Here is an 18,763-nt window from a genome sequence, read left to right as displayed (position 1 = left end):
TGGACGGGCAGCCGCCCGTAGCGGCTCCGGGCGGGCCTGCCCTGCCGGCCCTCCAGCGCCGGGCGGATGTGTCGGCCGCTTCGGAGCAGCCTGCGTCGGGCGTCCCTGCCCTGCCGGTGGTTCAGCGGCAGGCGGATGCGCCCGCGTCCACCGGTTCTTCCGTGCGCCCGACCCTGGACGGGCAGCCGCCCGTAGCGGCTCCGGGCGGGCCTGCCCTGCCGGCCCTCCAGCGCCGGGCTGACGCGCCCGCCGCTTCGGAGCAGCCTGCGTCGGGCGTCCCTGCCCTGCCGGTCGTTCAGCGACAGGCGGATGCACCCGCGTCCACCGGTCCGGCGGCCGGTTCTTCCGTGCGCCCGACCCCGGACGGGCAGCCGCCCGTGGTGCAGCGCCAGTCGGACGCGTCCGCGTCCACCGGTCCGTCCGTACGCCCGACGCTGGGCGGGCAGCCACCGGTGGCGGCTCCCGCCGAGAGGGCGGGCGCCCCGGCCGGGGCCGGTCTCCCCGTGGTGCAGCGCCAGTCGGACGCGTCCGCGTCCACCGCACCGGCGGCCGGTCCTTCCGTACGCCCCGCCCTGGACGGGCAGCCTCCCGTAACCGTCCCCGCCGTGGCAGCGGGCTCCCCGGCCGGCCCCGCCCTGCCCGTGGTCCAGCGCCTGGCGGACGACGGCGCCCCCGCGCCGCGCACCCCGGCCGGCCCCGCCCTCCCCGTGGTCCAGCGCCAGGCGGACGACTCCGCCGTGGCCCCCGGCCACCCCGCGCCGGCCGGGCGCGACGGGGCCCCGCCCGTGGTGCGGCGGCAGGCCACCGAACCGCCCACCACCGCGCCCCCCGGGCGCGGCCCGCGTCCCACCCTGGGCAAGCCGCTCCGTGAACTCCCGGCGGGCGCGGCCCCCTTCGCCCCGTCCACCCGTGACGCGGGCGGACCCGCGCTGCCCGTCGTCCAGCGGCAGACGCCCGACAGCTCCACCACCGCGCACCCCGCCCCCGGCACCCCGCCCACCGGCCCCGGCTCCCAGGCCCGCACCCGGGGTGGTCTCGGCGCACCCCTCTCCGCCCTCCCGCCGACCGCAGGCACCGGGAGCGACGGCCCGCGCCGGACGCAGCCGGCCGCCCCGCAGCCGGGCGGGCGGCCCGGCCCCGCCGCACCGCCCGCGATGCCCCTGCGCACCGCGCCCCCCGCGCCCCCCGCGCAACGCACCCCGGACGCCGCCGCCCCCGTCCGTATCCAGCGCATCCCCTCCCGTCACACGCCCCGGCCCGCCCCCGTGCAGCGCGCCCGTGCCCTCCTCGTGGCGCGCACCCTCACCGTGCGTACGGGCGCCGCCGAAGGCTTCACCGCCCGCGAGTCCGCCGCCGCGACCCGGCCCGTCGTGCCGGCCACCTGGCGCCGCGACACTCCGCGGCCGCAGGCGGAGGCGCAGCCCGTCGTCCAGCGGGTCGCCGCCGACCCCGTCGCCCCGCCGCGTCCGCATGCGCCGCTCCCGGCCCGGTCCGCCGCCCCGCAGGAGCCCCGCCTCGAACCGCCGGCCGCGCCCCGGGCACCCGGCGGCCCCGCCGTGCCCGTGCAGCGTCTCGCGAGGCCGGTCGCGGCGGAGACCGGTGACCCGCAGCCCCCCGCCGTACGGCCGACCGCTCCCCGGACCGGCCAGTCACCGCCCGCGCAGGCGAACGCGCAGGCGGTCCAGCGCGCGGTGGCCCAAGCCGGTCTCGCCGGCGTGCCGGTGACCGTCGTCCAGCGGCAGCCCGCCCAGGGCCCCGCGCCCGAACGGCCTGCCGAGCGCATCCCGTACGTGGACGTCGAAGACCTCGCCCGACGCCTCATCGACCCCGTGGCCCGGCTCCTCAGGGCCGATCTGCGGCGGGGCCGCGAACGTTCCGGACGTCCGTACGACGGCCGCCGCTGACAGGGAAGCGCTGGAGAAGGAAAGCAACGGATGACGGACAACATCTTCGCGACGAGCGTGTTCTTCAAGCTCACCATCGGCGGGAGCGACCTCGGCGCGTTCCACACCTGCTCCGGCCTGGGGGCCGAGGTGGAGATCGAGCAGTACGCCGAGGGCGGCAACAACGGGTACACCTGGCAGCTGCCGGGGCGGATCACGTGGACCAACATCACGCTGACCCGCCCCGTCACCGCCGACACCCTCAAGATCGCGCGCTGGCTGAACGAGACGACGCAGCGCGTCGAACGCAAGGACGGCGAGATCGTCGCCCTGCGGCCCAACCTCAGCCGGATCGTCAGCTGGCAGATCCAGGGGATCGTGCCGGTCCGCTGGCAGGGCCCCTCCTTCGACCCGGCCAGCTCCCAGGCGGCGATCGAGACGCTGGAGATCGCGCACGAGGGGCTGGTGACCTCCTGATGAGCCGTCGGGAACACGTCGTGGAAGGAGGGACCCCGTGCCAGCCGCTGCCCGCACGAGCCGTGCCCGCGCCCAACTGACCATCATGGAGCCGCCGGCGGACGTCGGTGCCAAGCCGGGCGGGACCCTCGCCCAACTGACGCTCCAGTTCAACCCGGCGACGCTCTCCCTCCGCAAGTCCACCGAGTGGCGCCGCACCCCGTCCCGCACGGCGGGCGAGTCAGCGCTGCCCGAATTCGTGGGCAGCGGGCCCCGCTCGCTGTCGCTCGACGTGTTCCTCGACGCCACCGCCACGCACGACAACTCCGTGGAGCGGGCGGTCGAGCAGCTGATGACGGCCTGCGTGCCGACGCCGAGCAGCCTGGGCCGGAAGAAGCCGTCGAGCCCCTGGGTGCGGTTCGACTGGGGGACCTCGCGGACCACGTCGTTCGACGGGGTGCTGTCGAGCCTTTCGGTGTCGTACACGCTGTTCGACGTGGACGGGAAGCCGCTGCGCGCCACCTGCTCGCTGTCGATCGAGGAGGCGAGCGTCGACCCGGCCGGGCAGAACCCGACGTCCGGCTCGCGGGAGGCGCGGCGCACCCACACGGTCGTCGCCGGGGACAGCCTGCCGCTGCTCGCCTGGCGGGAGTACGGCGATGCCACGGCCTGGCGCACGATCGCGGAGGCCAACGGCATCGACGACCCCATGCACCTGCCCCCGGGCAGCGAACTCCTGGTGCCCGCGCTGGAGGACAGCGCGGCCGAGGAAGGCGTACCGGAGGCGGCCCGATGACCGGCCCCGCCCGCTCCTTCGCCGCCGATCCCATCGTGGAGGCGCCCGCCGAGCTGCCCCAGGCGTGGGCGGCCCAGCTGGTGAGCTGCGCGGTGGACGAGAACATCGGGCTGCCCGACAGCGCGGTGCTGACGTACCGCGACCCGTACCACACGCTGCTCACCGCCACCGGGATCACGATCGGCACCGAGCTGAAGATCTCCGTGGTCACCGTCCAGGAACGCGCGCGCGAGCGGCTGTTCACGGGCGAGGTGACCGCACTGGAACTGGACAGCGACACCACGGGATCGTTCACCGTCGTCCGCGCGTTCTCCAAGGCGCACCGGCTGAAGCGCGGCCGCAAGGTGGTCGCGTACCGGAACATGAAGGCCGCCGACATCGTCCGCAAGGTCGCCGCCGGCGCCGGGCTGCCGTGCGGGAAGGTCGAGGCGGCCCCGGTGATGTACAAGCAGCTGACCCAGCCGAACATCTCGGACTGGGACTTCCTCCAGTACCTCGCGGGGGAGTGCGGGGCGCATGTCCGGGTGGACGAGAAGGGCGTGCTCCAGTTCGTGAAGCCGAAGCCCGCCGCCTCGGCGCCGGCCCCGTCCACCTCCGCCTCGAAACACCCGATGGTCCTGGAGTACGGCCGCAACCTGCTGGCGCTCCGGGCCGTGCTCTCCGCCTCGGACGGGGCGGACAGCGTGGAGGTGCGCGGCTGGGACGTGCAGAACAAGGTCCGTGTCCTGGCCCGCGAGCAGTCGATCCGCTCCGAGACCGTGACCCCCGGTACCAACCCGTCCTCGGCCGCCGCCCTGTTCGGGAAGAACGACCGGATGACCGTCGCCGACACCCCGTACCGGACCCAGGCCGAGGCCCGCGCGGTCGCCGGTGCCGTGGCCGGACGGGTCGCCTCCGGTTTCGGCGAGATCGAGGCGGTCGCGGAGGGCAACCCGAAGCTGCGCGCGGGCGAACCGGTCGCCCTCGGCAACGTCGGCCCCGCGTTCGCCGGGCGCTACACCGCGACCGCTGCCCACCACACCCTGGACCCGCACGACGGTTACCGTACGACCGTGCTGGTCAGCACCGACCCGGACCGCTCGCTGGCCGGACTCACCGGCGGCCAGGGCGCGCCCGTGCCCGGCCCCCGCATGCCGGGCCTCGCGATCGGCGTCGTCACCGACATCCGCGAGGGCCGGGGCAAGGAACGCGGCTCGGTGCGGCTGAAGTTCCCCTGGCTGGACGACACGTACGTCACCGACTGGGTCCGTACGGTCCAGTGGGGCGGGCAGGGCGGCGGCGGGGTCTTCAGCCCCGAGGTCAACGACGAGGTGCTGGTCGGATTCGAACAGGGGCTGATCGACAGCCCGTACGTGCTCGGCGGCCTCTACAACGGCGTCGACAAGCCGTCCCCGCACGATGTCCCGCTCGTGGACCCGACCAGTGGCAAGGTCAACCGCCGCTCGCTGGTGTCCCGTTCGGGCAACCGGATCGAACTGCTCGACACCCCGCGCGGCCCGTCCGGTGTCCGGCTCGCCACCGGCGACGAGCAGCTGGAGATCGTGCTCGACGAGCGGCGCGGCGAGATCGCGCTGAAGGTGTACGCCCGGGGCACCTCCCGGGTCCTCAGCTCCCTGTCGCTCGGCCGCACCGGGATCACGCTCGACGCGGGCGTCGGGGACATCCATCTGAAGGGCAAGCAGGTGACCGTCAGCGGCAAGACCGGCGTCACCGTCGACGGCGGCCTGCTCGCCGTCCTGAAGGCCGCACTCGTCCGCATCAACTGACGCCCCGCCCCACCGAGGAGACCAACAGCCATGCCCCAGGCAGCCCGTACGGGCGACCCCACCGTCCACGGTGGCGTCATCGGCACCCCGCCCCCGGGCGCGGTGGCCGTCGCCACCGTGCTGATCGGCGGCAAGCCGGCCGCCGTCACCGGAAGCCTGCACGTGTGCGTCGTGCCCCCGCACGCCCTGCTCGGTCCGGGGAACGTCGTCATGCCGAACCCGGCGGCGGCCGTCGGCGGTGCGGTCCTGATCGGCGGGCTGCCCGCCGCCCGCATGGGAGACACCACGACCTGCGGCGCGAAGATCGTCATGGGCGCGCCCAACGTCCTGATCGGCGGCCCGATATGAGCGAGCACGGGTTCATCGGGCGCGGCTGGGGCTTCCCGCTGCGCGTCGGCGCCACGGGCGGCATCGGCATGGTCGAGCGCGAGCAGGAGATCGAGGAGGCCATCGGCCTGATCCTCGGGACCGCGCCCGGCGAACGCCCCATGCGCCCGGAGTTCGGCTGCGGCATCCACGAGTACGTCTTCGCCCCCGGCGACGGCGCCACGGCGGGGCGCATCGCCCATGAGGTGCGCACGTCCCTGGAGCGCTGGGAGCCGCGCATCGAGGTCCGGGACGTGGTCGTCGCGTACGACACCGTCGAGGAAGGCACGCTCTACATCGACGTGCACTACACCGTCCGGTCCACCAACGACCTGCGCAACCTCGTCTTCCCCTTCTATACGATCCCCGAGGCGGGAGCCCGCTGATGTCCCTGACCCCGCCCAATCTGGACGACCGCCGCTTCCAGCAGCTCGTGGACGAGGCCAAGCGGTACGTCCAGCAGCGCTCGCCCGAGTGGACCGACCACAACGTGTCGGACCCCGGGGTCACGCTGATCGAGACGTTCGCGTACATGGTCGACCAGCTCCTGTACCGGCTGAACCGGGTGCCCGACCGGAACTACTTCGCCTTCCTCGACCTGCTCGGCGTGCGGCTGTTCCCGCCGACGGCCGCCCGCGCCGACGTCGACTTCTGGCTGTCCGCGCCCCAGCCGGACACCGTGCGCCTCCCGGCCGGCACGGAGGTGGCGACCGCGCGCGGCGAGACGGAGGAGGCGGTCGTCTTCTCGACCGGCGAGGACCTGGCGATCGTGCCGAGCTCCCTCGTCCGCCTGGTCACGGTCCCGGCGTCCGGCGAGCAGACCGACCGCACGGCGCCGCTCGCCGAGGGCCGGGACATCCCCTGCTTCCAGGCCCGGCCCCAGCCCGGCGACGCCCTCCTGTTCGGGCTGCCGACCGCCGTGCCCCGCTGCATCGTCGCGGTACGCCTGGACAGCCGGGTCGAGGGCGTCGGCGTCGACCCCCGCCAGCCGCCACTGGTCTGGGAGGCGTGGGACGGCGCCCGCTGGGTGCCGTGCGCGACCGGCGTCGACTCCACCGGCGGGCTCAACAAGCCCGGCGAGATCACGGTGTTCGTGCCCCCCGGGCACACCGAGTCCGTCACCGCCGGCCACCGCGCCGGCTGGCTGCGCTGCCGGGTCACCGAGGCCGCCCCCGGCCAGCCCTTCTACTCCGAGTCCCCGACGATCCGCGAGGCCGAGGTCTTCACCGTCGGCGGCACGGCCGGCGTCGAGCACGCGGAGACCGTGTACGACGTGCCGCTCGGGACGTCCGAGGGCGTGGCGGGCCAGACCTTCGCCGCGCCCCGGACGCCCGTCCTGCTCGACGGGGAACCGCCGCTCGTGGAGGTGTCCTCGGCCGACGGCTGGCAGACCTGGTCCCCGGTCGAGCACTTCGCCGCCTCCGGGCCGGGCGACCGGCACGTGCGGATCGACGCCGTGGCGGGCCGGTTCGCCTTCCCGCCCGAGGTGCGCGAGGAGGACGGCACCATGCGGGCGTACGGGGCGGTGCCGCCGAAGGGCGCCCACATCCGCCTCGCCCGCTACCGCACGGGCGGCGGCGCCGCCGGAAACGTGGCGCGCGGCGCGATCCGCGTCCTGCGCAGCTCCGTCCCGTACGTCGCCGGGGTCGACAACCGGGAGGCGGCGCGCGGCGGCGTGGACGGCGAGACCGTCGAGAACGCGAAGCTGCGCGCGCCGCAGATCCTCCGCGTCCAGGAGCGGGCCGTCACCGCCGAGGACCACGAAACGATCGCCCGCGAGGCCGCGCCCTCGTTGCGCCGGGTCCGCTGCCTGCCCGCCGCCCCCGGCGAGGGCGGTGCGGTCCGGGTCCTGGTCGTGCCGGACGCGGTCCCCGACGAGGGCGGCCGCCTCCGCTTCGAGCAGCTGATCCCGCCGGACTCCGTGCTCGCCGCGGTGGCCGGGCGCCTGGACGAACGGCGGCTCGTCGGCACCCGGCTGGTGGTCGAACCCCCCGCCTACCAGGGCGTCACCGTCGTCGCGGGGCTGGTCGCGGACGAGGGCGAAACGGACCGCGTCCGGGCCGGCGCGCTCGACGCGCTCTTCCGCCTCATCGACCCGCTCCGGGGCGGCACGGACGGCACGGGGTGGCCGTTCGGCAGGCCCGTGCAGTACGGGGAGGTGTTCGCCGCCCTCCAGGCCGTGCCCGGCGTCCGCCTGGTCGAGGAGGTCCGCCTGTTCCCGGCGGATCCCCTGACCGGGAGGCGGGGCGGTGCGGTGGACCGCATCGACGTGGCGGCCAACGCGCTCGTCTTCTCCCACCAGCACCAGATCGCGGTCACCGCCGCGGGGCCCGGTGAGCACCGATGACCCGGGCCGCCGTCCCCGACCTCCCCAGCCGCTACCCGATCGGCGCGCTGCTGCCCGCCCTGTACGCGGACGACGACCTCGCCCAGCGCTTCACGGCGGGCCTGGACACGGTGCTCGCCCCGGTCCTGTCCACGCTCGACAACCTCCCGGCCTACTTCGACCCGGCCCTGACCCCGGACGACTTCCTGCCCTGGCTCTCCTCCTGGGTCGGGGCGGGCATCGACCCGGCCTGGCCGGAGGACCGCCGCCGCGCCGCCGTCGCCCGGGCCGTCGAGATCCACCGCCGCCGGGGCACCCGCCAGGGCCTGGCGGACCACCTGCGCCTCTGCTTCGGCGTGGAGGCGGACATCCAGGACGGCGGCGGCGTGACGTGGTCGTCCGAGCCGGACTCCGCCCTGCCGCCGGCCCCGACGGGCGAGCTGCTGGTACGGATCCGCCCCCCGGCCGGCCGCCCGTTGGACGCGGCCCGCGTCCTCGCGGTGGTCCGCGCCTCCTGCCCGGCGCACCTGACCTGCCGGGTCGAGATCACAGGGAGCCCCACATGACCCGCCCCTGCCCGTCCTGCGGCGCCGCGAACGCGGAGGACGAGGACTTCTGCGGAAGCTGCGGTACGTATCTGGGCTGGTCGTCGCGGCCCACCGCGCGGCCCGGTGTGCCGCTGCCGGCCCCCGAACCGGAGCGGGCCACGCCCCCGCCCCCGGCCACCCCCGACCCGACCCCGGCCCCCGAACCGGACCCGGAACGGGGCACGGCCCCCAGCCCGGCGCCCGCGCCGGACCCGGAGCCGCGTGCGACGCGGCGCTCGGGATGGAGGAGGACCCCGGACCCGACCCCTGCGCCGGACCCGGAACGGGGCGCGGCCCCGGACCCGACCCCTGCGCCGGACCCGGAACGGGGCGCGGCCCCGGACCCGACCCCTGCGCCGGACCCGGAACGGGGCGCGGCCCCGGACACCGGCGGACTTGCCGCCCCCGCGCCGGACCCCGAGCCGCGTACGGCGCCGAGCCCCGCCGCACCCGCCGCTCCGGACCCGGAACCGGCCCCCGCCCCGGAACCGCGTGCGACGCGGCGCTCGGCGTGGAGGCGGTCCCAGGAGCCGGACCCGGCCGCCGTACCGGAGCCGGGGCAGGGCGCTGCCCCGGGCCCCGGCGCGCCCGAGCCGGACCAGGCCCTCGCGCCGGAACCGGCCCCCACCCCGCCCCCGGCCGCCCCGCGGCCCCCCGCGCCCGCCCCCGTACAGCCGGGCCGGCCGAGGCCGCCGGAGCCGGAACCGCCGGCGGAGGAGCCCATCGGGGCCGTCCTGCCCGGCGTACCGGTCACCGCCCGGCCCACCGTCAGGACGGCGGCCGTGGACGACGAACCGGACGGTGCCCCGTGCCCCTCGTGCGGCACGAACAACCGCCCGGGCCGCACGTTCTGCCGCAACTGCGCCGAGCCCCTGAATCCCCGCGCCCAGGCGGCCCCGCTGCCCTGGTGGCGGACCCGGTGGCCGTTCAACCGCCGGGTGCGGGCGGGCTCGGGGAGGCTGCTGCGCGGCAGCCTCATCGCCCTGGTGATCGCGGCCCTCCTGGTCGCGGGCTTCCTGCTGGTCCCGGCCGGGCGTTACGTCGTGGAGGACGTGCGCGACAAACTCGGCGGCACGGGCGAGGTCAGCCCGCTCCACGTCTCCGCGAACGCGTCCGCCCCGGGGCACCCGGCGAAGGCGGCGGTGGACGGCGTGACGAACACGTACTGGGGCGCCCCGAAGACGGGCGACGCGCTGACGGCGGAGTTCGAGGACCCGTTCCGGCTGGTCGGCGTCACGGTCCACACGGGCGTCTCGAAGAAGCCGGAGGTCTTCCAGAAGGGCGCCAGGCCCACCCGGGCGGACCTGACCATCACGACGGAGGACGGCAAGATCCACGAGAAGACGATGACCCTGGCCGACAAGCCGGGCGAGCAGACCCTGCGCATGGGCATCAGCGACGTCGTGTCGGTCCGCTTCACGATCCGCGAGGCGGCCGGCCAGGGCGGGGGACACCCGATCGCCCTGGGCGAGATCGAGTACTTCAAGCGCACCTAGGCCGTATCGGAAGGTGCCCCACACAGCGGGGCCGGGCCTGGGCTCGAACCGTGGTCCGCATGGGGCCGCCTGCGGGCTAGCCTGCCGACGTGCGTGCTGCGCCCCTGGCGCGGATGTGCTGACCGAGAAAGAGAGCGGCGCGGTCCAGTGCCTCGTCGGCCTCGTCCAGGACACCGGCGAACGCCTGGAAGACATGGGGAACGTCAGCGGTGATGTCGAGGATGACGTCCACTCCGGCTTCCCTCGCGCGCGTGGCCATGCGTGTGGAGTCGTCCAGGAGTATTTCGTTGGTGCCCGCCTGCAGAAGCATCGGAGGGAAGCCGGTCAGGTCGGCGAGGGTGGCGGGGCTGAGCAGGGGCTGATGCGGATCCTGTCCCGCAAGGTACATGGCCCCGGTGTTCTCCAGTCCCTCACGCGTGAAGAAGGGGTCGACGCCCGCCTTGGTGTCCATGGTGCCGCCTGTCCGGGTCATGTCGAGCCCGGGGGAGAACGCCACGATGGCGGCGGGCATGGGCAGGCCCGCGTCGCGGGCGGCGAGGCAGGTGGTGACGGTGAGGCCGCCACCGGCGGAGTCTCCGGCGAACGCGATCGCCGAAGAGTCCTCGCCGCTGTCGAGAAGCGCGCGGTAGGCGCTCAGTCCGTCCTCGATCGCGGCCGGGAACGGATACTCAGGGGCAAGCCGGTACTCCAGGGAGAACGCCCTGGACCTTGTCCTGGTCACGAGGTTCCCCGTCAGTGACAACGCCGTCTCCGGTGAACCGACCACGTAGGAGCCGCCGTGGAAGTAGAGGATCGTCCCGGCCTTCGCAGTGTCGGCCGGCTCGACGAGCAGTGCGGGCCGGTCCCCGAGCGTCGCAGTCCGAGTGCGGATCCCGGCCGGGACGATCATTTTCCCCATCATCGCCCTGAACCCGGCGCGGAGCTCCTCCACCGACCGAGGGCCCTCCGGCCGAGGCTGTCGTACCATCGCGTCGATTTCCGCGCGCTGCTGCCTGCTCATTGTCGCCTCCATCGCGAGTGCATGCCAAAGAATTATATGCCTAGGCATTTAAGCTAGGCTATATGCCATGGCATCCAAGTCAAGCCGTGCCCCGATCGACCTCCCGGGCTTCTTCGCCGACCTCGTCCGCTGCGAGACACGCCTCTACAACGCGCTGAACGACCGCCTTCGCGAGCGGCACGGGATCGTCACCTCGCAGTTCGAGTTCCTGCGCTTCCTGCGCGACCACCCCGGGTCCCGGGTCGCGGACCTCGCCACCGAATTCGCCATCGGGATCGGCGCGACCAGCAAGGGCATCGACCGCCTGGAGAAGCAGGCATGGGTCATACGGCGAACCAATCCATCGGATCGCCGCTCATCACTGCTGGACCTGACCGCCGGAGGCGTGCGACTCGTCGAGGCGGCGGAGGCGACCTTCACCCAGACACTGGCCGGGCTGACCGCAGACATCCTGGGCGGTCCCTCAGGACAAGCCGCCGCACAGGTCTTCTCGGAGTTGCGCTCTGCACTCGAACGCGACCAGATCGGTCTGCCCACGGGCTGACCGCACTGGCGCACGTACGACCACGCTCAGCGGTGACGAGCAGCCGGAGGGCGGGAACGCACCCGGACAGGATGCGGAAGACCGGGCATACGAGGCCGCCGTGCGGGCGGGCGGTGTACGTCGGAGCAGCCGAGGCGGGGACGACGGCCGCGCTCCGTCGGCTACGGACGCAGGGCGATGAGCCCCGCGTCCGTCGGTTCGAAACCGCACGCGCCGAAGTAGAAGGAGCCCAGGCGCTCTTCGAAGTCGACGTGAAGCCAATCGCAGCCCGCCGCCCGGGCACCGCGCACCGCGGCGGCCACGAGTTCGGTACCGACACCGGCGTGGCGCACGTCCGGAGCGACCATCGTGTCGAGCACGAACGCGTGCACGCCGCCGTCCCAGGCGACATTGACGAAGCCCACGAGCCCGCCGGCCCGCCGGGCGCAGACCCAGCCCAGGCTGTGCCGGTGCAGCCGCGTGCGCCAGTCGGTGCCCTCCCGGGCGTGTCCGAACGCCTCCGCGTGGAGCGTGTCGAGGTCGCCGTTCTCGAAGTCACCGCGCCACTCGTATGTCATCGCCATGGGCCGAATCGTAGGCCGGGCGGCCATACGCACGGCTGCTGCCGGACGCCCCCCCGGGCCAGTCAACTGTGCCCCGCCGGGCCTGGATCCGCCCCCGCGCCCCGGGATATGCAGGAAGGGACACGCCCCCCGCAGGAAGAGGTCCCCATGCGCAGCCAGGACGGTGCCGAGAAGGCAGACGCGGCGCGCGGGCCCGGCTGGGCCCGGAAGCCGGGGGCCGCCGCACCCGCCACCGAGTGGCTCGCCCTCCAGGGCAGCCTCGGGAACGCGGCGGTCGTCCAGATGCTGCGCGCGGCCGGCCACCCGCACTGCGGGCACGACGACGCGGAGCAGCCGGTGCAGCGCTCGGCCGTCCAGGACGTCCTGCGCTCCGCCGGGCGGCCGCTCGACAGTGCCGTCCGCAGTGAGATGGAGTCCCGGCTCGGGGCGGACTTCTCCGGCGTCCGCATCCACACCGACGCCGCCGCCAGGGCCTCGGCCGCCGGGGTCGGGGCCCGTGCGTACACCTCCGGCCACCACGTGGTCATCGGTGACGGCGGGGCCGACAAGCACACGCTCGCCCATGAGCTGACCCACGTCATCCAGCAGCGCCGGGGGCCGGTCGCGGGTACGGACGACGGTTCCGGTCTCCGGGTGAGCGATCCGGGCGACCGGTTCGAGCGCGAGGCCGAGGCGAACGCGACACGGGTGATGAGGGGGCCGGCACCCGGACGCGGCGAAGGTGCCGGACACCGGGCGGACACGAGGACGGCCGCCCGGACCGGTGAGACCGTGCAGCGTTACGCCGACGTCGAGGTGAATGGGCAGGTCCTTCGGGCGTCCGAGAACGGTCTCTTCCTGACGCGCCCCGACACCCCGTACGTCTGGGTCCGGGAGGACGCGCCGGCGGGCAGTGTCGCGCCCGCCCTGAGGCGAGCGGACAACAACGCGATGCAGTGGAACGGGGGGACGTACTTCAGGCACTGGCTGGGCGGTGACGTCCAGCAGGACTGCCTGCACGCCGCCGAGGAGATCATCAACAACCGTGTCCGCGAACTCGACTGGGGCGAGGGCGAGTACAGCACGATCGAGACCACCGACAAGCGCTACGGCCCGACCGAGGTGTTCGGTCAGGCGGACCCGACCAATCGCCGCCAGGCCCGCCAGTACGCCGGCCCGAAGAACGAGATGGCCGATCCCCGGGCGGGCGAGGCGTTCGTCATCGTGGTCACCAAACCCGACCCGGAGAAGGAGATGAGTCAGTTCCACGCCGGCGCGGTCGTGGCCCGCGACGGTAACGACTGCGTCGTCCTGCAAGCCTGGTCGGACGGGAACAGCCCGCCCAACCTGGCCGCGGCCGACTCCGAGATCTACACGGTGGGAGACCTCCAGCGATCGTTCCATGCGGCCTACGGCGCGCCCGACGCCTACTTCGGAACGGTCGGAACGACGACGGTCGTCATCAAGTCACACCCTGAGGTGGCCAGGCAGCCCTGACCGCGGGCGAGGTCCCCCTCACAACCCCGGCGCCCCCCACACCGGGAACCAGCGCGACAGGTCCCGCTCGACCCGGAGGTCGTCGCCCAGCGCGGCCCGGACCTCCAGCTCCAGCCGGTTGTCGCGTCTCTCCGCCCCACCCGGCACCGGGGCGAACGGATAGAACGTGCCGCGCTTGTACAGGTACACCAGCGCCAGCGAACGCCCGCTCCCGTCCCGGAAGGCGACCAGCGAGCACAGCAGCTGCGGGCCGAAGCCGCCGTCCTGGAGCAGGGTGTTGACCGCGTGCAGGTCGTTGACCAGGGCGGCGGCGTCCTCGGGCGGCTGCCGGGCGAGCAGCCAGGTGTAGCCGTACGCGTCACGGCTGAACTCCACCGGGATGCCTCCGCGCCCCGTATCCGCGTCGAGCAGTTCGCGTACGTCCTGCTGGACCCGGGCGAAGGCGGAGCCCTCCACGCCCGCGAAGCACACCGAGCCCAGACCCGTCGGCGTGAAGCCCGTCGCGGCCTGCAGGGCCAGCGCGGCGGACGGGACGGCGAAGAGCTGGTCGAGGTCGGGGCGGACCGGCTTGCTGCGGCCCAGGATCGTGTCGAGCAGGCCCACGGGGACTCCTTACGGGCGGACGAGCCCTCACGGACGGGCTCTCACGGACGGGCTCTCACGGACGGGCTCTCACAGAGGGGCCCTCACGGACGGGACAGGTCGGCCGAGATGCGGGCCAGCTGGTCGAGGCGCTGCTCCAGCGTCGGGTGCGTGGAGAGCAGCCGTCCGATGCTCTCCTTCGAGGCGAAGGCCGGGACGAAGTAGAAGGCGTTGTACGGCTCCGCCTTCCGCAGGTCCTCCGTCGGAATCCGGGCCATCTGGCCGCTCACCTTGGTGAGGGCGGAGGCGAGGGCCGAGGGGCGGCCGGTGAGGAGGGCGGCCGTGCGGTCGGCGGTGAGTTCCCGGTAGCGGGAGAGCAGCCGGGTGAGCAGGAAGCTCAGCGCGTAGACGACAGCGCTGACCAGCGGGATGAGCAGGACCAGGACCCCGATCGGGTCGTTGCCGCGGCTGTTGCGGGCGAAGCCGCCCCACAGCGCGACACGGGTGATGATCCCCGCCAGGACGCCCAGGAACGAGGCGATCGTCATCACGGCCACGTCCCGGTGCGCGACGTGCGACATCTCGTGCGCGAGGACGCCCTCCAGCTCCTCCGGCTCCAGTCTGCGCAGCAGCCCCGTCGTCGCGCAGACGAGCGAGGACTTCTGGCTGCGCCCGGTCGCGAAGGCGTTCGGGACATCGCTCTCCGCGATCGCCACACGCGGTTTCGGCATATCGGCAAGGGCGCATATCCGGTCGATCGCCCCGTGCAGTTCCGGCGCCTCGGCGGGGGAGACCTCCCGGGCGCCCATGCTGAACGCGGCGATCCGGTCGCTGAACCAGAACTGGGCGACGAACATCCCGCCGGTGATGACGAGGATGACCGGCCAGGCCCCGCGCAGCACCGCCAGGAGCACGCCGACCAGCACCACGTACAGCAGCCCGATCAGGAACATGGTGGTGACCATGCGGGTGGTCAGGCCACGGTCGGCGGCGTACCGGCTACGGGTTCCGGCCATGGGTGGACCTCCGCTCCTCGCCTCTCTCCATGGTGCTCCTCGGCGGCCGAAAGTGGATGCCGGTGCTCCGTTCGGCGGGTATGGCCGAACATCACCTAGGCCGGGTAGATGCCTGAGGCATCTAGTGAGGGTGATCGGCAGGACCACCACCCCCCTCGTTGCGAGGTCCGTCATGACAGAGACCCAGTCCGAGCCCATTGCCTTCCCGCAGGACCGCACCTGTCCCTACCACCCGCCCACCGGCTACCCCCGCGCGAGCCGCGGGCAGCGGCCGGTGTCCCGGGTCCGCCTCTTCGACGGCCGTACGGTCTGGCTGGTGACCGGCCACACGGAGGCCCGGGCGCTCCTGTCCGACCCCCGGCTGTCGTCCGACCGCGCCCACCCGGACTTCCCGCTCTTCGCGCCGAGGCTCGCCGCGGTCAAGCAGCGGCGCGTCGAACTGATCGGCGTCGACGACCCGGAGCACAACGCGCAGCGCCGGATGCTGATCCCCAGCTTCACGGTCCGGCGGACGGCGGCGCTGCGGCCGCGCATCCAGGAGACCGTGGACCGGCTGCTCGACGCGATGGTGGCGCAGGGTCCGCCGGCCGAGCTGGTGGGGGCGTTCGCGCTGCCGGTGCCGTCGATGGTCATCTGCGCGCTGCTCGGGGTGCCGTACGCGGACCACGAGTTCTTCGAGGACCGTTCGCGCAAGCTGCTACGGGGGCCCGGGCCGGCGGACGTGATCGCGGCCCGGGAGGATCTGGACGCGTACTTCCGCGACCTGATCGAGCGGAAGCGGCGCGAGCCGGGTGAGGGGCTGCTGGACGAGCTGATCGCCAAGCAGCTGGAGACCGGGGCGGTGGAGCGGGACGCGCTGGTGCGGCTGGCGGAGATCCTGCTCGTGGCCGGTCACGAGACCACCGCGAACATGATCTCGCTCGGCACGTTCACGCTGCTCCGTCACCCGGACCAGCTGGCCCGGCTGACCGGCGGCGGCGAGGACGCGGTGCCGGCCGCCGTGGAGGAGCTGCTGAGGTTCCTGTCCATCGCGGACGGGCTGTCCCGGGTGGCGGTGGAGGACATCGAGATCGGCGGGGAGACGCTGCGGGCGGGGGAGGGCGTGCTCCTGTCCACCGCGGTGGTCAACCGGGACGCGGCGGTCTTCGAGGAGCCGGACGAACTGGACCTCGGGCGCGGCGCGCGCAACCACGTCGCCTTCGGCTTCGGCATCCACCAGTGCCTGGGCCAGAACCTGGCCCGCGCCGAACTGGAGATCGCCCTGCCCGCGCTCTTCCGCCGCCTGCCGGGGCTCCGGCCGGCGGTGGAACCGGAGGACGTTCCGTTCAAACCCGGCGACACGGTGCAGGGCCTGCTGGAACTGCCGGTGACGTGGTGACGGAGGAGAACCCCGTGCGGATCGACATCGACAAGGACGTGTGCATCGGCGCGGGCCAGTGCGCCCTGGCGGCCCCGAAGGTCTTCACCCAGGACGAGGACGGCCTCAGCGAACTCCTGCCGGAGGCGGAACCGGGCCCGATGGTCGCGGAGGCGGTACGGGCGTGCCCGGTGGGGGCGATCCGGACGGGCGACGATCCCAGCCTGTCCGGCGATTGAGGACGGGAACCGATGCCCTGGTGTGCGGTGCAGCAGGGTTCGGGCCCCCGAAGACCGGTTCCGTCCTCGAACGCCGGACAGGCCGGGTTTGCCCGCCAACACCCGTACGTGGCAGCGGCGCGCTGTCCGGGGCGAAGCCGGGGAGAGCGGTGTTTTGCACACGCTGGGCGTGCAGCAGCCGGAGGAAGGATTACCGGGCGGCGAGATCGAGTGCGTCGGTCGTGCGGCCGACGCCAGGCCGAAGCATGGAACGGAGCGCTGAGGAGCTGGTCGCCGAACACCAGCGGTTGCCCCGCGTAGACGCCGTGCTCATGCGCCGCGAGGCGGACGAGTTCTTCGGCGGCGAGGACCGCGTCGGGGACGACGACCCCTGGAACCGTGCCGTGCCAACGGCCCCCCGTGTGACCCCGTCCGGATACGCCGACGGCGGACCACAGGCGTGGTCCGCCGTCGGTGAGACAGGACCTGGGGGCGCCGGGGTCACCGGGCGTCGCCCCAGCGGGGTTCGTTACTTCGCCGGCTTCTTGCCGGTGATGCCGAGGTGCACCAACTGGGCCAGGTTCGGCTTGATCTCGGCCTGCTTGACACCCCAGGCCGTGAAGCCCTTCTGGTGCGAGGCGACGCCGGCCAGCATGACGACCAGGGAGCCGGCCATCGCGGCGGCGCTGATGTCCTTGTCGACCTTGCCCTTCGCCTGGAGCTCCTTCACGGACTCCGTCAGCGAACCGGTCACGGAGTTCAGGACCTTCATGCGGATCTTGTTGAACCGCTTGTCGCCCTCCGCCGCACCGAGGTCGATCACGCGCAGGATCGCGTCGTTGCGCCGCCAGAAGTCGAGGAAGCCCTCCACGAGTTGCTCGGAGGTCTCCCGCCCCGCCTTGCCGGCCCAGGAGCGTCCGGCGACCAGTTCGGTCAGCCCGGCCCCCTCCTTGGCGACGTCCTCGGCGAGTTCGAGGACGGCGCCCTCGACGTCGGGGAAGTACTGGTAGAAGGTCGCTGGTGAAGTCCCCGCCTTCCGGGCGACGTCGATGACTTTGACGTCCCGGTACGGCGAGGAGCTGAGCATCTCGCTGAGGCAGTCGAGCAGCTTCTGCCGCGTCGCCTGACCGCGTCGACCGGCCACGCGGCCGTCGACGGTGCGTACTTGTCCTGTCATGCCGTCAGCTTACCGACGGGTGATCGGAGCGCGATTCGACCGGAGCAAATGGGGAACGACACCCATGTCGACCCCGCACCGGCCCTCGTTGCCCACAGTCCGAGCAGTGTTATTAACAGCCTGTGGATAACTTCGGTGGATAACTTTCGAACCTGCGTTCGCCTTGGCGGCTCGGTGCGGGCCGGGGCGCGCCGCACGCACCGTAAAGCTACCGTGACTGTGACGGGCGTCACCCCGCTACGGAAGGATTCGGACCCATGGCCGCGTTCGCGCAGTCCGCACCGTGCTGGGTGGATGTGCAGCTCCCCGACCTGGAGGCGGGCAAACGCTTCTACGGCGAGCTGTTCGGCTGGACCTTCCGTCCGGCCGAAGGCCCCCGCGCCGACGCCCTCAGCGACGGGAAGCTCGTCGCCGCGCTGGCCGCGAAGAAGGACGGGCGCATGCCGACCGCCTGGGGTGTCTACTTCGCCACCGATGACATCGAGGCGTCGGTGACCCGCGTCCGCGCGGCGGGCGGCCAGGTCATCACCGAACCGGTCCCGGCCGGGCGCCACGGCGTGCTCGCGCAGGCCGCCGACCCGGGCGGCGCGGTCTTCGGCCTCTGGCAGGCCGGCGGGCGCGCGGGCTTCGAGAAGCAGAACGAGCCCGGCTCCTTCTGCTGGACCGAGGTCCACACCCGGTCCAAGGAGCGCGTCGACCCCTTCTACGAGGAGGTCTTCGGCTTCCGCTGCGCGGACGTGGACGACTCGCCCCTGGACGTCCCCGACACCGACGAGCACCGCGTGGACTTCCGTACGTGGTCACCGCCCGGCACCGAACCGGGCCCCGAGACGGCGGTCGGCGGGCGGAGCGTCATCACGGCCGCCTTCCCGGCCGAGCTGCCCAGCCACTTCCTGAGCTACTTCAACGTCGCGGACTGCGACGACACCGCCCGTACCGTCCAGCGGCTCGGCGGCCGGGTCACCGAACCCCCGCTCGACATCCCGTACGGGAGGATGGCGGTCCTCCAGGACGACCAGGGTGCCGAGTTCGCCGTACTTCAGGAGCTTGTGTCCTGATACGGGCGGAGTGGTACGGGACACCCCGATCCGCCCCCGGGTTCGCCACCGGGGCTCCGGCCAGGAACAATCGGGGTGCGCACCGCCGGGCCGCGC

The 18,763-nt window shown here is 73.6% G+C and carries 19 protein-coding genes; 14 read left to right on the top strand and 5 right to left on the bottom strand.

The window, feature by feature from the left end:
- Positions 1-347: 347 nt before the first annotated feature.
- The 9 genes from ABZ565_RS09990 to ABZ565_RS09950 all read left to right on the top strand — a co-directional run bounded on the left by ABZ565_RS09990 (position 348) and on the right by ABZ565_RS09950 (position 9,676).
- Positions 348-1,904, top strand: coding sequence for a hypothetical protein (locus tag ABZ565_RS09990; RefSeq protein WP_361022934.1), 1,557 nt, complete (start codon positions 348-350; stop codon positions 1,902-1,904).
- Between the two features lie 30 nt (positions 1,905-1,934).
- Positions 1,935-2,360, top strand: a complete 426-nt coding sequence (locus ABZ565_RS09985) for a phage tail protein (protein ID WP_361022931.1) — start codon at positions 1,935-1,937, stop codon at positions 2,358-2,360.
- Positions 2,361-2,445: 85 nt separating this feature from the next.
- Entirely contained in the window at positions 2,446-3,135 is a 690-nt protein-coding gene (locus ABZ565_RS09980; protein WP_361023385.1) for a LysM peptidoglycan-binding domain-containing protein, read from the top strand.
- Positions 3,132-4,901 carry a VgrG-related protein gene (locus ABZ565_RS09975; protein ID WP_361022928.1) on the top strand — a complete coding sequence of 590 codons (1,770 nt, stop codon included), beginning with the start codon at positions 3,132-3,134 and terminating at the stop codon, positions 4,899-4,901. The genes ABZ565_RS09980 and ABZ565_RS09975 overlap by 4 nt, the downstream gene beginning before the upstream one ends.
- Before the next feature lie 30 nt (positions 4,902-4,931).
- Positions 4,932-5,249: a PAAR domain-containing protein gene (locus ABZ565_RS09970; RefSeq protein ID WP_164640835.1), complete on the top strand. Its 318-nt coding sequence runs from the start codon at positions 4,932-4,934 to the stop codon at positions 5,247-5,249.
- Positions 5,246-5,653, top strand: coding sequence for a GPW/gp25 family protein (locus tag ABZ565_RS09965; protein WP_018101386.1), 408 nt, complete (start codon positions 5,246-5,248; stop codon positions 5,651-5,653). Before ABZ565_RS09970 ends, ABZ565_RS09965 begins: the two co-directional genes overlap by 4 nt.
- Positions 5,653-7,614: a putative baseplate assembly protein gene (locus ABZ565_RS09960; protein ID WP_361022924.1), complete on the top strand. Its 1,962-nt coding sequence runs from the start codon at positions 5,653-5,655 to the stop codon at positions 7,612-7,614. Before ABZ565_RS09965 ends, ABZ565_RS09960 begins: the two co-directional genes overlap by 1 nt.
- Positions 7,611-8,159 carry a phage tail protein gene (locus tag ABZ565_RS09955; RefSeq protein ID WP_361022921.1) on the top strand — a complete coding sequence of 183 codons (549 nt, stop codon included), beginning with the start codon at positions 7,611-7,613 and terminating at the stop codon, positions 8,157-8,159. The genes ABZ565_RS09960 and ABZ565_RS09955 overlap by 4 nt, the downstream gene beginning before the upstream one ends.
- Complete coding sequence (locus ABZ565_RS09950) at positions 8,156-9,676, top strand: zinc ribbon domain-containing protein (RefSeq protein ID WP_361022918.1); 1,521 nt, start codon at positions 8,156-8,158, stop codon at positions 9,674-9,676. Before ABZ565_RS09955 ends, ABZ565_RS09950 begins: the two co-directional genes overlap by 4 nt.
- A gap of 76 nt (positions 9,677-9,752) precedes the next feature.
- On the opposite strand, the gene ABZ565_RS09945 is transcribed toward ABZ565_RS09950, so the two are convergent.
- Complete coding sequence (locus ABZ565_RS09945; protein ID WP_361022915.1) at positions 9,753-10,676, bottom strand: alpha/beta hydrolase; 924 nt, start codon at positions 10,674-10,676, stop codon at positions 9,753-9,755.
- A gap of 67 nt (positions 10,677-10,743) precedes the next feature.
- Here ABZ565_RS09945 and ABZ565_RS09940 point away from each other — a divergent pair, with 67 nt between their 5' ends.
- Positions 10,744-11,220, top strand: a complete 477-nt coding sequence (locus ABZ565_RS09940; RefSeq protein ID WP_361022912.1) for a MarR family transcriptional regulator — start codon at positions 10,744-10,746, stop codon at positions 11,218-11,220.
- A 161-nt stretch (positions 11,221-11,381) separates the two neighbouring features.
- Here the strand turns inward: ABZ565_RS09940 and ABZ565_RS09935 are convergent, their stop codons facing one another.
- Positions 11,382-11,783: a GNAT family N-acetyltransferase gene (locus tag ABZ565_RS09935; RefSeq protein WP_361022909.1), complete on the bottom strand. Its 402-nt coding sequence runs from the start codon at positions 11,781-11,783 to the stop codon at positions 11,382-11,384.
- 147 nt (positions 11,784-11,930) lie between these two features.
- Here ABZ565_RS09935 and ABZ565_RS09930 point away from each other — a divergent pair, with 147 nt between their 5' ends.
- Positions 11,931-13,259 (top strand): DUF4157 domain-containing protein, encoded by a 1,329-nt coding sequence (locus ABZ565_RS09930; RefSeq protein WP_361022906.1) that lies wholly within the window; start codon positions 11,931-11,933, stop codon positions 13,257-13,259.
- Positions 13,260-13,277: 18 nt separating this feature from the next.
- Here ABZ565_RS09930 and ABZ565_RS09925 read toward each other — a convergent pair whose 3' ends face one another.
- Both ABZ565_RS09925 and htpX read right to left on the bottom strand, forming a co-directional pair.
- Entirely contained in the window at positions 13,278-13,862 is a 585-nt protein-coding gene (locus tag ABZ565_RS09925) for a hypothetical protein (RefSeq protein ID WP_361022903.1), read from the bottom strand.
- Positions 13,863-13,945: 83 nt separating this feature from the next.
- Complete coding sequence (gene htpX, locus ABZ565_RS09920; protein WP_361022900.1) at positions 13,946-14,857, bottom strand: zinc metalloprotease HtpX; 912 nt, start codon at positions 14,855-14,857, stop codon at positions 13,946-13,948.
- A gap of 172 nt (positions 14,858-15,029) precedes the next feature.
- On the opposite strand from htpX, the gene ABZ565_RS09915 reads away from it, so the two are divergent.
- Together ABZ565_RS09915 and ABZ565_RS09910 are read left to right on the top strand one after the other, a co-directional pair.
- Positions 15,030-16,235, top strand: a complete 1,206-nt coding sequence (locus ABZ565_RS09915) for a cytochrome P450 (protein WP_361022897.1) — start codon at positions 15,030-15,032, stop codon at positions 16,233-16,235.
- 14 nt (positions 16,236-16,249) lie between these two features.
- Positions 16,250-16,453, top strand: coding sequence for a ferredoxin (locus ABZ565_RS09910; protein WP_361022894.1), 204 nt, complete (start codon positions 16,250-16,252; stop codon positions 16,451-16,453).
- A 508-nt stretch (positions 16,454-16,961) separates the two neighbouring features.
- Here ABZ565_RS09910 and ABZ565_RS09905 read toward each other — a convergent pair.
- Positions 16,962-17,609, bottom strand: coding sequence for a TetR family transcriptional regulator (locus ABZ565_RS09905; protein WP_361022891.1), 648 nt, complete (start codon positions 17,607-17,609; stop codon positions 16,962-16,964).
- 257 nt (positions 17,610-17,866) lie between these two features.
- Between ABZ565_RS09905 and ABZ565_RS09900 the strand changes: the two genes are divergently transcribed.
- The gene (locus ABZ565_RS09900; RefSeq protein WP_361022888.1) at positions 17,867-18,667 is read left to right on the top strand and encodes a VOC family protein; all 801 of its coding nucleotides are present in this window, start codon (positions 17,867-17,869) and stop codon (positions 18,665-18,667) included.
- Positions 18,668-18,763 lie beyond the last annotated feature (96 nt).

Source organism: Streptomyces sp. NPDC016469 (genome assembly GCF_040632905.1).
In the GTDB taxonomy this organism is placed as follows: Bacteria; Actinomycetota; Actinomycetes; order Streptomycetales; family Streptomycetaceae; genus Streptomyces.
This window is presented reverse-complemented; position numbering and strand designations above follow the sequence as displayed.